The organism is Enterobacter cloacae complex sp. 382A5 (assembly GCF_050031095.1).
In the GTDB taxonomy this organism is placed as follows: domain Bacteria; phylum Pseudomonadota; class Gammaproteobacteria; order Enterobacterales; family Enterobacteriaceae; genus Enterobacter; species Enterobacter cloacae.
The window spans coordinates 142778-155712 of record NZ_JBLGVK010000001.1 but is presented as its reverse complement, the minus strand read 5'-3'; the positions used below and the strand labels follow the sequence as shown (position 1 = coordinate 155712).

13 protein-coding genes are annotated in these 12935 nt (G+C 52.3%); 5 read left to right on the top strand and 8 right to left on the bottom strand.

Going from position 1 to position 12935, the window contains the following annotated elements; all coding sequences use genetic code 11:
• Positions 1 to 35: 35 nt before the first annotated feature.
• A complete protein-coding gene (trmL, locus tag ACQG2G_RS00760) occupies positions 36 to 509 on the top strand; it encodes a tRNA (uridine(34)/cytosine(34)/5-carboxymethylaminomethyluridine(34)-2'-O)-methyltransferase TrmL (protein ID WP_013094923.1) in 474 nt (157 codons plus the stop codon).
• On the opposite strand, the gene cysE is transcribed toward trmL, so the two are convergent.
• The 5 genes from cysE to ACQG2G_RS00735 all read right to left on the bottom strand — a co-directional run bounded on the left by cysE (position 506) and on the right by ACQG2G_RS00735 (position 3617).
• Positions 506 to 1327, bottom strand: a complete 822-nt coding sequence (cysE, locus tag ACQG2G_RS00755) for a serine O-acetyltransferase (protein ID WP_013094922.1) — start codon at positions 1325 to 1327, stop codon at positions 506 to 508. The two genes, trmL and cysE, sit on opposite strands and share 4 nt — an antisense overlap.
• Positions 1328 to 1402: 75 nt before the next feature.
• The gene (gpsA, locus tag ACQG2G_RS00750) at positions 1403 to 2422 is read right to left on the bottom strand and encodes an NAD(P)H-dependent glycerol-3-phosphate dehydrogenase (protein ID WP_020686508.1); all 1020 of its coding nucleotides are present in this window, start codon (positions 2420 to 2422) and stop codon (positions 1403 to 1405) included.
• Positions 2422 to 2889, bottom strand: coding sequence for a protein-export chaperone SecB (secB, locus tag ACQG2G_RS00745; protein WP_003860835.1), 468 nt, complete (start codon positions 2887 to 2889; stop codon positions 2422 to 2424). The genes gpsA and secB overlap by 1 nt, the downstream gene beginning before the upstream one ends.
• 33 nt (positions 2890 to 2922) lie before the next feature.
• Positions 2923 to 3174, bottom strand: coding sequence for a glutaredoxin 3 (grxC, locus tag ACQG2G_RS00740; RefSeq protein ID WP_010426371.1), 252 nt, complete (start codon positions 3172 to 3174; stop codon positions 2923 to 2925).
• A gap of 11 nt (positions 3175 to 3185) precedes the next feature.
• A complete protein-coding gene (locus ACQG2G_RS00735) occupies positions 3186 to 3617 on the bottom strand; it encodes a rhodanese-like domain-containing protein (RefSeq protein WP_013094920.1) in 432 nt (143 codons plus the stop codon).
• Between the two features lie 248 nt (positions 3618 to 3865).
• Between ACQG2G_RS00735 and gpmM the strand changes: the two genes are divergently transcribed.
• The 3 genes from gpmM to ACQG2G_RS00720 are packed head-to-tail and all read left to right on the top strand — an operon-like array spanning position 3866 to position 7639.
• The gene (gene gpmM, locus ACQG2G_RS00730) at positions 3866 to 5410 is read left to right on the top strand and encodes a 2,3-bisphosphoglycerate-independent phosphoglycerate mutase (RefSeq protein ID WP_057072707.1); all 1545 of its coding nucleotides are present in this window, start codon (positions 3866 to 3868) and stop codon (positions 5408 to 5410) included.
• Positions 5411 to 5443: 33 nt separating this feature from the next.
• Complete coding sequence (gene envC / locus ACQG2G_RS00725; RefSeq protein ID WP_028028031.1) at positions 5444 to 6703, top strand: murein hydrolase activator EnvC; 1260 nt, start codon at positions 5444 to 5446, stop codon at positions 6701 to 6703.
• Positions 6704 to 6706: 3 nt separating this feature from the next.
• The gene (locus tag ACQG2G_RS00720) at positions 6707 to 7639 is read left to right on the top strand and encodes a divergent polysaccharide deacetylase family protein (protein ID WP_038982549.1); all 933 of its coding nucleotides are present in this window, start codon (positions 6707 to 6709) and stop codon (positions 7637 to 7639) included.
• Positions 7640 to 7650: 11 nt separating this feature from the next.
• On the opposite strand, the gene ACQG2G_RS00715 is transcribed toward ACQG2G_RS00720, so the two are convergent.
• Complete coding sequence (locus tag ACQG2G_RS00715; protein WP_058678537.1) at positions 7651 to 8451, bottom strand: glycosyltransferase family 2 protein; 801 nt, start codon at positions 8449 to 8451, stop codon at positions 7651 to 7653.
• A gap of 206 nt (positions 8452 to 8657) precedes the next feature.
• On the opposite strand from ACQG2G_RS00715, the gene ACQG2G_RS00710 reads away from it, so the two are divergent.
• The gene (locus tag ACQG2G_RS00710) at positions 8658 to 9863 is read left to right on the top strand and encodes a glycosyltransferase (protein ID WP_061773032.1); all 1206 of its coding nucleotides are present in this window, start codon (positions 8658 to 8660) and stop codon (positions 9861 to 9863) included.
• A gap of 300 nt (positions 9864 to 10163) precedes the next feature.
• Here ACQG2G_RS00710 and ACQG2G_RS00705 read toward each other — a convergent pair whose 3' ends face one another.
• Positions 10164 to 11744 carry a phosphoethanolamine transferase gene (locus ACQG2G_RS00705; protein WP_061771540.1) on the bottom strand — a complete coding sequence of 527 codons (1581 nt, stop codon included), beginning with the start codon at positions 11742 to 11744 and terminating at the stop codon, positions 10164 to 10166.
• A gap of 164 nt (positions 11745 to 11908) precedes the next feature.
• Entirely contained in the window at positions 11909 to 12934 is a 1026-nt protein-coding gene (tdh, locus tag ACQG2G_RS00700) for an L-threonine 3-dehydrogenase (protein ID WP_029881902.1), read from the bottom strand.
• Between the last annotated feature and the right edge of the window lies 1 nt (position 12935).

The following is a 12935-nucleotide window of genomic DNA, read 5'->3' as shown; positions in this document are numbered from 1 at the left end:
TTCTGCTATGCTGCCCCCGCAATTAAGGGGGCAGCATGCTTAACATCGTTTTATTCGAACCAGAAATTCCGCCTAATACCGGCAACATTATCCGCCTGTGCGCCAACACCGGGTTTCGCCTGCATATTATCGAGCCGATGGGTTTTACGTGGGATGACAAACGCCTGCGTCGTGCGGGGCTGGATTATCATGAATTTACCGCGGTGGTTCGCCATCATGATTACGCCGCGTTTCTGGAAAGCGAAAAGCCAGAGCGCATGTTTGCCCTGACGACCAAAGGCACGCCCGCGCACAGCGCCGTGAGCTACCAGGCAGGTGACTATCTGATGTTTGGCCCGGAAACCCGCGGCCTGCCGGCCACGATTCTGGACGCCCTGCCCGCTGAGCAGAAAATCCGTATTCCGATGATGCCGGACAGCCGCAGCATGAACCTGTCGAACGCGGTGTCCGTGGTGGTGTATGAAGCCTGGCGCCAGCTGGGGTATCCGGGCGCCATTCTCAGAAGTTAAATGCCGTCACCATACTCAAACGTATGGTGAATGCCGTTGAAGTGCTGATCCATGTCCATCGATGGTTTATCACTGTCTGGCTTACCGACGATGCGCGCCGGTACGCCAGCGGCGGTGGTGTGCGGCGGCACGGGCTGCAGCACCACAGAGCCCGCGCCGATTTTCGCGCCGCGGCCCACTTCGATATTGCCGAGGATTTTGGCACCCGCGCCAATCATCACCCCTTCACGAATTTTCGGATGGCGATCGCCGCTGGTTTTGCCGGTACCGCCCAGGGTAACCGACTGCAGGATCGACACGTCATCTTCAATGACCGCCGTCTCACCGACAACAATCCCGGTGGCATGGTCGAGCATGATCCCCCGGCCAATTTTGGCCGCCGGGTGAATATCAACCTGGAAGGTCACAGAAACCTGGTTTTGCAGGAAAATTGCCAGCGCGCGGCGGCCTTCCTTCCATAACCAGTGGCCGATGCGGTACGCCTGTAAGGCATGAAAACCCTTCAGGTACAGCAGCGGCGTAGAATATTTATCGACCGCTGGATCACGCGTGCGCACGGCCTGAATATCACAGGCGGCAGAGGCGATCATTTCCGGGTCTGCGGCGTAGGCCTCTTCCACCACTTCACGAATGGCGATGGCGGGCATGATTGAAGACGCCAGCTTGTTGGCGAGCATATAGCTCAGGGCACTACCGAGGTTTTCGTGCTTGAGTAACGTTGCATGGTAGAAACTGGCCAGCATCGGCTCACAGTCGGCCAACGCCCGGGCTTCGGCTTTAATATTATTCCAGACGATATCCAGTTCTTCACACGGCATTGCTTACTCCAGACGATAGTATAATGACCAGCCAGTTCTGCGCTGGCTGGGTCATTCAGGTGACAATGGTTCCGACTAGTTACTGCTGCGCTCGTCCTTGCGCGCACGACCTAATAAGGTCAATGCTGCCTCGCGCGCATTTTTTCCGCAATACAATACCTGATAAATTTCCTCGGTTATTGGCATTTCGACACCAAAACGGTGCGCCAATTCGCGGACTTCTTTGGTATTGCGGTAGCCTTCAACCACCTGACCAATCTTCTCCTGCGCGCCTTTTACATCCATGCCCTGACCGAGCATCATGCCAAAGCGGCGGTTACGCGACTGGTTGTCGGTACAGGTCAGCACCAGATCGCCTAAACCCGCCATCCCCATAAAGGTGGCCGGATCGGCACCCAGTGCCGCCCCGAGACGGGACATCTCGGTTAACCCACGGGTAATCAGCGCAGTACGTGCATTGGCACCAAAGCCAATGCCGTCGGACATCCCGGCGCCAATGGCGATGACGTTCTTCACCGCACCGCCCAGCTGCACGCCGATAAAATCGGGATTGCTGTAGACGCGGAAACTCTTGCCGCAGTGCAGCAGGTGCTGAAGATCGTCCGCAAAAACAGGATCCGTAGAGGCCAGCGAGATTGCCGTTGGCAGGCCAGCGGCCAGCTCTTTGGCAAACGTTGGGCCGGAGATAACCGCCAGCGGGATCTCGGTACCCAGCACTTCGCGGGCAACGTCCTGCAACAGACGACCAGTTTCGGCTTCCAGCCCCTTCGTTGCCCACACAATGCGTGCATCCGGGCGCATCAGCGGCTTGATCTGCTGTAGCACGTCGCCAAACACATGGCTCGGCACCACAATCAAAATATTGCGGCTGGCTGCCAGCGCGGTCGCAAGGTCGCTTTCCAGGTGCAGGGAGTCAGGGAACGGAACGTCAGGAAGGAACGCCACGTTGCAGCGGTCGTGCTGCAGCGTTGCGATATGTTTTGGGTCGTGGCCCCACAGGACCACCTCGTGACCATTTCTTGCCAGCGTGATGGCAAGAGCGGTGCCGTAAGAGCCGGCACCGATCACAGTCATTGACGCATTAACAGTGCTCATCAGGCATCCTGATGTTGTTCAGCACCTTCGCCAGCCTGCTGCTGCAGATAGTTCATGAACAGCGCATCAAAGTTAACTGGCGCAAGGTTCAGTTGCGGGAATGTACCGCGAGAAACCAGGCTGGTGATGCATTCACGCGCATACGGGAACAGGATGTTCGGGCAGTATGCACCCAGGCAATGCGCCATCTGGTTGCCTTCAATACCGCCGATGGAGAAGATACCGCCCTGCTGAACTTCACACAGGAATGCAGTTTCTTCGCCCAGAGAGGCGGTCACGGTCACACGCAGTACGACTTCATACACGTCATCAGCCAGCTGGGTTGATGCGGTATCCAGATCAAGTTTAACCTCTGGCTGCCAATCTTTCTGGAAAACATGTGGCGCATTTGGCGCTTCGAAAGAGACATCCTTGGTGTAGATACGCTGGATCTGGAAAGTCATTTCGGTGTTGTTTTGTTCTGACATGGAAAAACCCTTTTTAAATTGTCCTAAAGTCTCTTAGCTCAGCAGGGGATCGAGTCCACCACGGGCGTCGAGCGCATACAAGTCATCACAGCCGCCAATGTGCTGCGCATCAATAAAAATCTGCGGAACCGTCGTGCGACCACTACGTTGAATCATCTCTTCGCGTTTTATCGCGTCACCATCGATCGGCAGTTCCTGGAACGTTACGCCTTTGCTGTTCAGCAGCGCTTTCGCACGGTGACAGAACGGGCAGGTCGCTTTGGTGTAGATCTCGATATTGGCCATCACTGAACTCCTTATTTACCGCGCACCAAAGGAAGGTTTTCTCCGCTCCAGCCGGAAATACCTTCTTTCAGTACAGAGACGTTTTCGAAGCCTGCTTTATGAAGCAGGCTAGCAGATTCCTGCGCCTGCATGCCGGTACCGTCAACAACGATAATCGGCTGGGCTTTATGCTTCTCAAGCTCGCCCACGTTGTTGGCTTTGATTTCAGCTGGCAGCAGGTTGATAGCGCCTGCAATGTGCCCTTTGCGGAAATCGTCACGCTGACGCAGATCGACCACGACGGCATCTTCTTTGTTAATCAGACGCGTCGCTTCACCACGGGTGATAACCTTAATCTTAGACGTCAGGCCCTTAAATGTGGTGAACAGCACAGCGGCCAGCAGGCCAATCCACGCGATGCTCAGAACCGGATGGCGGCTAACGAATTGCATAATTTCTTGCATGGAGGGTAACTACTCCCGACTTAGTGATTAAAAAAACCAGGACAGGAGTATACCTGTGCGTTGTGGCAAATACAGCCAGCGACCCTAAGCTAATCCATTTTCTGCGGCATGCCACCTAAAAAAATGCCTCAAAATGGTCGGAGAAGCATCTTGCCCCTGCCCTTTCTTTGATCTTCTGCGGCTATTTGAACGATTCAGCTGTAGTAAAATTACGCAAATTTTTGACTCTTGAGCATGAGGTTGTCGCAATGTCGGTTTCTAAAAAACCTATGGTACTGGTGATTCTGGATGGCTATGGCTACCGTGAAGATCAACAGGATAACGCCATTTTCAACGCTAAAACCCCGGTCATGGATGCGCTGTGGGCGAAACGTCCCCACACTCTGATTGACGCATCCGGCCTGGAAGTGGGTCTGCCGGACCGTCAGATGGGTAACTCTGAAGTCGGTCACGTCAACCTGGGCGCCGGGCGCATTGTCTATCAGGATCTGACGCGTCTGGATGTTGAAATCAAAGAACGCACCTTCTTCGCCAACCCTGTGCTGTGCGGTGCGGTGGATAAAGCCGTTGCCGCAGGCAAAGCCGTGCATATCATGGGTCTGCTGTCTGCCGGCGGCGTTCATAGCCATGAAGATCATATTATGGCGATGGTTGAACTGGCCGCTGAGCGCGGTGCGGAAAAAATCTACCTGCACGCGTTCCTGGATGGCCGCGATACGCCACCGCGTAGCGCTAAAGGTTCGCTGGAAGCCTTCGAAGAGAAATTTGCCGTACTGGGCAAAGGCCGCGTGGCATCTATTATTGGTCGCTACTACGCCATGGATCGCGATAATCGCTGGGATCGTGTGGAACAGGCCTATGACCTGATGACGCTGGCAAAAGGCGAGTTCCAGTTTGCGACTGCCGTTGAGGGCCTTGAAGCCGCGTACGCGCGCGATGAAAACGACGAATTCGTGAAAGCGACCGTCATTCGCGCAGAAGGCCAGGCTGATGCCGCCATGGAAGATGGCGACGCGCTGATCTTCATGAACTTCCGTGCTGACCGTGCGCGTGAAATCACCCGCGCATTCGTTAACAGCGATTTCGACGGTTTCGCCCGTAAGAAAGCGGTGAACATCAACTTCATCCAGTTGACCGAATACGCCGCTGACATCGACGCCCCATGCGCTTACCCACCAGCTTCACTGGCCAATACCTTCGGTGAGTGGATGGCGAAAAACGATAAGACGCAGTTGCGTATCTCCGAAACCGAGAAATATGCCCACGTCACCTTCTTCTTTAACGGCGGTGTAGAAGAGCCGTTCAAAGGCGAAGATCGCATTCTGATTAATTCACCAAAAGTCGCTACCTATGACCTGCAGCCAGAGATGAGCTCTGCGGAATTGACCGAAAAACTGGTTGCGGCGATCGTTAGCGGCAAATACGACACCATCATCTGTAACTATCCAAACGGTGACATGGTGGGTCATACCGGGGTGATGGAAGCGGCTATTAAAGCGGTTGAAGCGCTGGATCACTGCGTTGAGCAGGTTGCCAAAGCGGTTGAATCCGTTGGCGGCCAGCTGCTGATTACCGCTGACCACGGTAACGCAGAACAGATGCGCGACCCGGCAACCGGACAGGCGCACACCGCCCACACCAACCTGCCGGTTCCGCTGATTTATGTAGGTGATAAAGCACTGAAAGCAGTGGAAGGCGGCAAGCTTTCTGACATCGCGCCAACCATGTTGTCGCTGATGGGTATGCCGATCCCTGAAGAGATGACTGGTAAGCCGCTGTTCATCGTGGAATAATCGCTCCCCATGAGGGGAAAGGCGATTTTTTCAATCACATGGGTCGTGAAACCGCTTAGGTTATCAGTCAGACCTCTGTTTTACGCCAGCGCACTCAGCGCTGGCGTATTGCTGTGCGCCGCATCCGCCCACGCGGATGATCGCGACCAGCTGAAATCCATTCAGGCCGATATCGCCGCCAAAGAGCGTGCGGTACGTCAGCAGCAACAGCAACGCGCGTCGCTGCTTGCTCAGCTTAAGCAGCAGGAAGAGGCGATCTCCGCCGCCGCACGTAAGCTCCGCGAAACACAAAACACCCTCTCCCAGTTGAATAAACAGATCGACGAGATGAACGCGTCAATTGCCAAGCTGGAACGTCAGCGCGATGCGCAGGAACGTAATCTTGCGGCGCAACTTGATGCCGCATTCCGCCAGGGTGAACACACCGGCCTTCAGCTGATCCTCAGCGGTGAAGAGAGCCAGCGCGGTCAGCGCCTGCAGGCCTATTTCGGCTATCTGAACCAGGCGCGTCAGGAGACTATCGCACAGCTAAAACAGACGCGCGAAGAGGTCACCACGCAAAAAGCCGAGCTGGAAGAGAAGCAGAGCCAGCAGCAGACGCTGCTCTACGAACAGCAGGCCCAGCAGGCAAAGCTCGAGCAGGCTCGCAACGAACGTAAGAAAACCCTTTCCGGGCTTGAATCCTCCATTCAGGCTGGTCAGAGCCAGTTGAGCGAAATGCGCGCCAACGAATCGAAGCTGCGTAACAGCATCGCCCGAGCGGAGGCCGCGGCAAAAGCCCGCGCCGAAAAAGAGGCTCGCGAGGCGCAGGCCGTTCGCGATAAGCAGCAGGAAGCCTCCCGTAAAGGCACGACCTATAAACCAAGCGAAAGCGAACGCTCATTGATGTCACGAACCGGTGGCCTGGGCTCCCCGCGCGGTCAGGCTTACTGGCCCGTTCGCGGTTCAATTCTGCATCGTTATGGCGAACAGCTGCAGGGTGAACTACGTTGGAAAGGGATAGTTATCGGTGCGTCTGAAGGTAGCGAAGTGAAAGCCATCGCCGATGGCCGCGTGATCCTGGCCGACTGGCTGCAGGGTTACGGGCTTGTGGTAGTGGTTGAACACGGTAAAGGCGACATGAGCCTCTACGGTTACAACCAGAGCGCACTGGTCAGCGTTGGCACTCAGGTGCGCGCCGGTCAACCCATCGCCCTTGTGGGCAGCAGTGGCGGTCAGGGCCGCCCGTCACTCTATTTCGAAATTCGTCGCCAGGGTCAGGCGGTCAATCCACAGCCGTGGTTGGGAAGATAAGTTTTGCTTCAATTTCGTCGAATTGTTCTCTCCGTCGCCAGCGCACTGGCGCTGGTCGCACCGGTATACGCCGGTAAACTCGCCATTGTGATTGATGACTTCGGTTATCGTCCGCACTATGAAAATCAGGTGCTGGCGATGCCGGCAGCCATTTCTGTCGCCGTCCTCCCCAATGCACCACACGCGCGTGAGATGGCGACCAAGGCCCACAACAGCGGCCACCAGGTTTTGATCCATCTGCCGATGGCCCCCATCAGCAAACAACCGCTGGAAAAAGATACTCTGCGCCCTGAGATGAGCAGCGATGAGATCGATCGCATTATCCGCGACGCTTACAACAAAGTGCCGTATGCCGTGGGGTTAAACAACCATATGGGCAGCGCGATGACATCCAGCCTGTACGGGATGCTCAAAGTGATGCAGGCGCTGGAGCGTTACAACCTCTACTTCCTCGATAGCATGACCATCGGCAACAGTCAGGCGATGCGTGCCGCGCAGGGAACGGGGGTGAAGGTGATTAAGCGCAAGGTGTTCCTTGACGATACGCAGAACGAAGCAGACATTCGCGTGCAGTTTAATCGCGCTGTGCAGCTGGCCCGCCGCAATGGCTCCGCGATTGCCATCGGCCACCCGCATCCGTCGACCGTTCGCGTCCTGCAGCAAATGCTGCCGACACTGCCTTCGGATATCACGCTGGTCCGCCCGAGCGATCTCCTGAACGAACCACAGGTTGATACGTCGACGCCGAACCAGGGGAAACCAGGGTTATCAACGCCGCGTAACCCGTTCCGCGGCGTAAAACGCTGTGTGCCGAAACATGCCCCTGAACCGGTTTATGCGACCCGGTTCTTCTCTGTGATTGGTGAAAGCATCAGCCAGAGTACGCTGGTGCAATATTTTCAACATCAGTGGCAGGGCTGGGGTAAGAAAGCCTGATCGGCTAACGCTTATTCTGTAATGTGAGAGTCCGTTTGCTCTTTTGTAACGGGCTCTTTTCTTTCCTGATATTGATACCAGGCTTTGAAATACTTCAAAAAACTGTAGGCCGTGGCATACAAGCCTGTTGCTGCCCCCACTCTTCCCTGACGCCAGGCACCACTGAACAGATACCATTTGAAAAAGGCGCCGATGGCGCTGATCACACCTCGACCGATAGAGGGGCGTATCGTTTGATATTGAACCAGGCGGGTTGTATAACCATTCAATTTGCTAAAAAGTTCATGCAATGTGTGAAATGTATCATGTCTGACGTAACCGGGAATGCGTTCAGAGTGGCGAAAACCTTCTACCTTATCGTCTACGGGTCTGTTATTAAATCGTGCCTGCTTACGGTTAAAAAGTCGTACCGGGAAATCAGGAGAAGAGACAGGATATAATGTTCGGACTTTTTCGCCCAAAACATACCAGTGACGACATATCCGCCATGCCATTGCAGGATCGGGTTCGTCACCCCTTTTTAATTTTAAAATAGCATCAACAGTGTCTGAATCGAGAATTTCATCACTGTCGATGCACAGGACCCAGTCATGACTCGCTAATGACACGGCATGGTTCATCTGCTCGCCATGCCAGCCATATTTTTTGTAGACCGGCGACAAACCATAACTCTGGCAAATATGTAGTGTATTATCTGTGCTTCCGGAATCAACAATGACGATTTCATCCGCTATTTTTAAAAGAGGCGGAATTACGTCACGTAACAACCTTTCTGAGTTGAAAGTTAATAAGCAGACCGTTATTTTAAACATTTTTCCACTCACTCAATAACAGCATAAATTTTTTCATTAATACTATCTAAATGAGAAGAGACGATTAAAGTCTTAAATCACACTTTTAAAATAATCGTGTTTGAAAATTTATCTTACAGAAAAAACTATCACAATAGAAAAATCTATTTTATTTCAACAGATTCTTTATAATGCGGTCAGATCAAGGGTAGCACATGGATTCAGACATGCCGCAAAAACGTAAAATCCTCCTCCTGGACACAGGCAAAGAATGGGGGGGAGGCACCAACAGTATGCTTGAGCTTCTGAAGCGAATTGATCGCGACAAATTCGACATTACTTGTTGTTTTTACAACGATTATAGTCGTGCTGGTGGTCAAACCATAGGCCAGGTGCTAAACAGCATTGGGATCCCGCTGATCGTCATTCCTCAACATAAGCAACCGGCATGGGCAAAATTGTTGAAAGAAGCAGGACGTGGTCTGCTGTTTTTCTCGCGCAATGCCCGTAAAGCGTTTACACGACACGTCGATACTCTGTGGCGTATCAGGCCCAATGTCAGCAAAATCGAAACGCTTTTCTCGCATGGTGGTTTCGATACGCTCTATATGAATAACCAACCTGGCTCGAACGAGGAAGGTTATCTCGCGGCGGCGAAACTACAGGCGCGATTAATTCAGCACTGCCGTATTGAACCTGTTCTGTCCCCACCACTGGTGAAACTGGTCAATGCGCATGCCACAAAGATCATCGCGGTCTCGCATGGCGTTGAACAGGTGCTGCTGCAGCATGGTATCCGACCCGATCTGTGTACGACCGTTAACAATGCCATCGACATCTACCAGCCTTTACCGGATCGCCGCGCAATGCGTCAGCGACTGGGCATAGATGACGAGACCTTTGTGTTTGGCAGCATTGGCTCATTGATCCCACGTAAAGCTAACCACCATACGCTTGAAGCACTGGCGCAGTTCAGTCTGAAGCATCCCGAAGCGAAGTGGAAAATGGTGCTGGTCGGTGAAGGCCCTGAGCGTGATGCGTTAGCAGCACAGGCCCAAAACCTGGGTATTGCAAGTCACGTGATCTTCACTGGTTTTCAGAATACCCCTTTTGATTACCTCGCCACGTTTGACGCATTTATCCTCGCCTCTAAAAGTGAAGGCCTTCCTCGCGTAGTGCTGGAAGCGATGCTGCTCAATATCCCCGTTATTGGATCCCAGGTGACCGGCACAGCTGAACTCATTGACCATGCCTCTACCGGATTGCTTTTCCCCTGGAGCGATGTTTCACAACTAGCGCAACATCTGGATAGTATCTGGACGGATGCTGACCTGCGGGCTCGACTGGCTGCAGCAGCCAGGCAAAATGTTTGTCGTAACTATGCCATTGAAAATTATGTCAGCGGTGTCGAAGCCGTGCTTGGCGCGCAATAACCTAATCAGAACAGGATGTTAAAATCTCCCAGACGTTTTCCTCCTGTCGAAATGGCACACGTATCTGCCGTGAACTGATGATACGCTATTAATCGAAGGTCAGGATGACTCGCGTAAAGTGCTTTATCTGACTGACGAAAAATAAACAGTAAAAAAGGGCACAGGATATACACAGATATGGCGAGGGCCTATCGATACATCATGTTGATGTATTACCGATGTTTCTGGAGAGCCCTCAAGCCTCAAACCCTTTTATTACTTTACGTTACCTTGATGTGCAGTAGATATCACACGTCCGGGCTAACGTATATTACTCCAGTAATAGGTCTTACCTGTGGTATCCAGTACTGAAACATTTTTATCGTAACCGGCAAGCCATGAGTTTACCGACTGGACAGGTTGACCCTGACGATGGATCCCCAACCACAATTCAGCAAGCGTATTAACATCATCAGCAGACCAGACGGTGTAATAGTCTCCTGTATATTGCCTGGCTTTATCAACCTGTTGCCCATACCAGATAAACACAGGGATGTGCAGAGCCTCTCGTGGAGGGTTCACATTACCGTGAGAGTAAACGACAGCGCGTTGCGGATCACGAATCAAACCATGATCGGAAAAATACATAACCGAAGAACGCGAGTTGGCCAGCATACTAAACATCTTGCCCATCAATGTGTCTGTATACCGTACCGAGTTGTCATAACAGTCATCGGCCTCATTGGTACCATGTAACACCGCCTGGTTTGCCGGAAAGCGCGTACAGGATGGTTCATGGCTGCCGTATAAATGCAAGACGATCACTTTTTTACCCGGGGCTTTTAATGCATTTTGCAACAGAGGTAGAAGATCTTCATCGTAACCGCCTTCGAGCCATTCATGCTGTTTCGTATTCATCGCAATCCCGGTGATGACGTTGTTATGCGCCCCGCCTTTACCCTGATGACTAAACCAATAAGTTTCATAGCCTGCTTTATTGGCAATATTAATAACATTATCACCATATTTTTTTGGATCGCGAATATTCACTTTATCAGCGGTCATGGCCAACGGTACGGCCATAATCGTGACCGGCGCTGGCGCTACAGCATTACGGAACAGCAAGAGCTGCGATTTCTGCTTTTCCAGCTCCGGCGTAGTATCTCGTTGATAACCATAGATGCCCATATTCGCCGCTCGCTCAGACTCACCGATAATCAGCACGTAGTTCTCAATACCGGTATCCGAAAGCGTGAGTTTGTAATCAGGAATGTTGTTACCGATATTGGCAATGACCGCGTTATCTTCAATAGCCTGCATGAAAACTTTTGCCGTACTGACTGGTGTCGCCTGAACCACGCGCTGCGCCAGACTTTCGACGCTGCTTTTCCTGAGCTGGTGCTGTAGTGCCTGACCATAGAAAGCCAACAACGTCACACCAAGCACAATGGCAGGCCAGCGACGAAATCGCGGTGCAACGGGCCATGCACCCGTATTTGCGGTATAAATAAAAAAAGCAGAGAGTGTGATAAAAATAATGCATTCACGCCAGTACACGCTGAGCATTGAACTTGCTTCATCCGGTGTAGAGTGGATTATGCTCATTGCAAACCCATAACTAAACGCAGAATCGAAATTTCTCCATGCGTGGAGCTGGAGAGAAATATCTGCCGCAACTGGAATGAGGAGTACAATCGCCAGTACATTGCGTATTAATTTATTGTCTATGCACTTGAGCATCAACAACATCAATAAAAAAACAAACGCTCTGTTAATTACCAAATTATATCGGGCATGTAAAATATTTACAGCCATAAGTATTAAAAGAGAAATCGCCAGATTTAAAAAAGAGGTAAACCGTGAAGTTGTATCAACCAGCTTCAGCGAAAGGTGCGTGGACATAATGTTTTGACAAGCCTGACAGTGTCTTCCTGACGTAATTATTATTAATAAACGCGTGGAGAAGAAAGATTGGTATCTTATTGAAAAGTAACAAGAAAATTCCGAAAAGTCAAACTACCATAATTAGCACTGGCACCCGTTTATACGGGTGCCAGCTGGCAGGTTTAATCCCAGCTCAAAATAACTTTCCCGGACTGGCCCGAACGCATCGCGTCAAAGCCTTTCTGGAAATCATCAACGGAGAAACGATGTGTAATAATCGGGGACAGATCCAAACCTGACTGAATTAATGCCGCCATCTTATACCAGGTTTCAAACATTTCACGGCCATAGATGCCTTTAATGAACAGCCCTTTGAAGATAACTTTATTCCAGTCGATAGACATATCCGACGGCGGAATACCCAGCATCGCAATACGACCGCCGTGGTTCATGGTATCCAGCATGGTACGGAACGCCGGTGGTGCGCCGGACATCTCCAGACCCACGTCAAACCCTTCGGTCATGCCCAGCTCTTCCATCACATCGGCCAGGCTCTCTTTAGAGACATCCACCGCACGGGTGACGCCCATCTTGCGGGCCAGCGACAGACGGTATTCGTTCACGTCGGTAATCACCACATTACGTGCACCCACGTGCTTCGCCACCGCTGCGGCCATAATCCCGATAGGGCCCGCGCCGGAGACCAGCACATCCTCGCCGACCAGGTCGAAAGAGAGCGCCGTATGTACCGCGTTGCCGAACGGGTCAAAGATGGAGGCCAGATCGTCAGAAATGTTGTCCGGAATTTTGAACGCGTTAAAGGCCGGGATCACCAGGTACTCGGCAAAGCAACCCGGACGATTCACGCCCACGCCAATGGTATTACGGCACAGGTGCGTACGCCCACCGCGGCAGTTACGGCAGTGGCCGCAGGTGATGTGTCCTTCACCCGAGACGCGGTCGCCAATGTTAAAACCTTTCACTTCCTGACCAATCCCAACCACTTCACCAACGTATTCGTGGCCGACAACCATGGGTACCGGAATGGTTTTTTGCGACCACTGATCCCAGTTGTAGATATGAACGTCAGTGCCGCAAATGGCGGTTTTACGAATTTTGATCAGCAGATCGTTATGACCGACTTCCGGCTCCGGCACGTCGGTCATCCAAATCCCTTCTTCCGCTTTCAGTTTGGATAACGCTTTCATC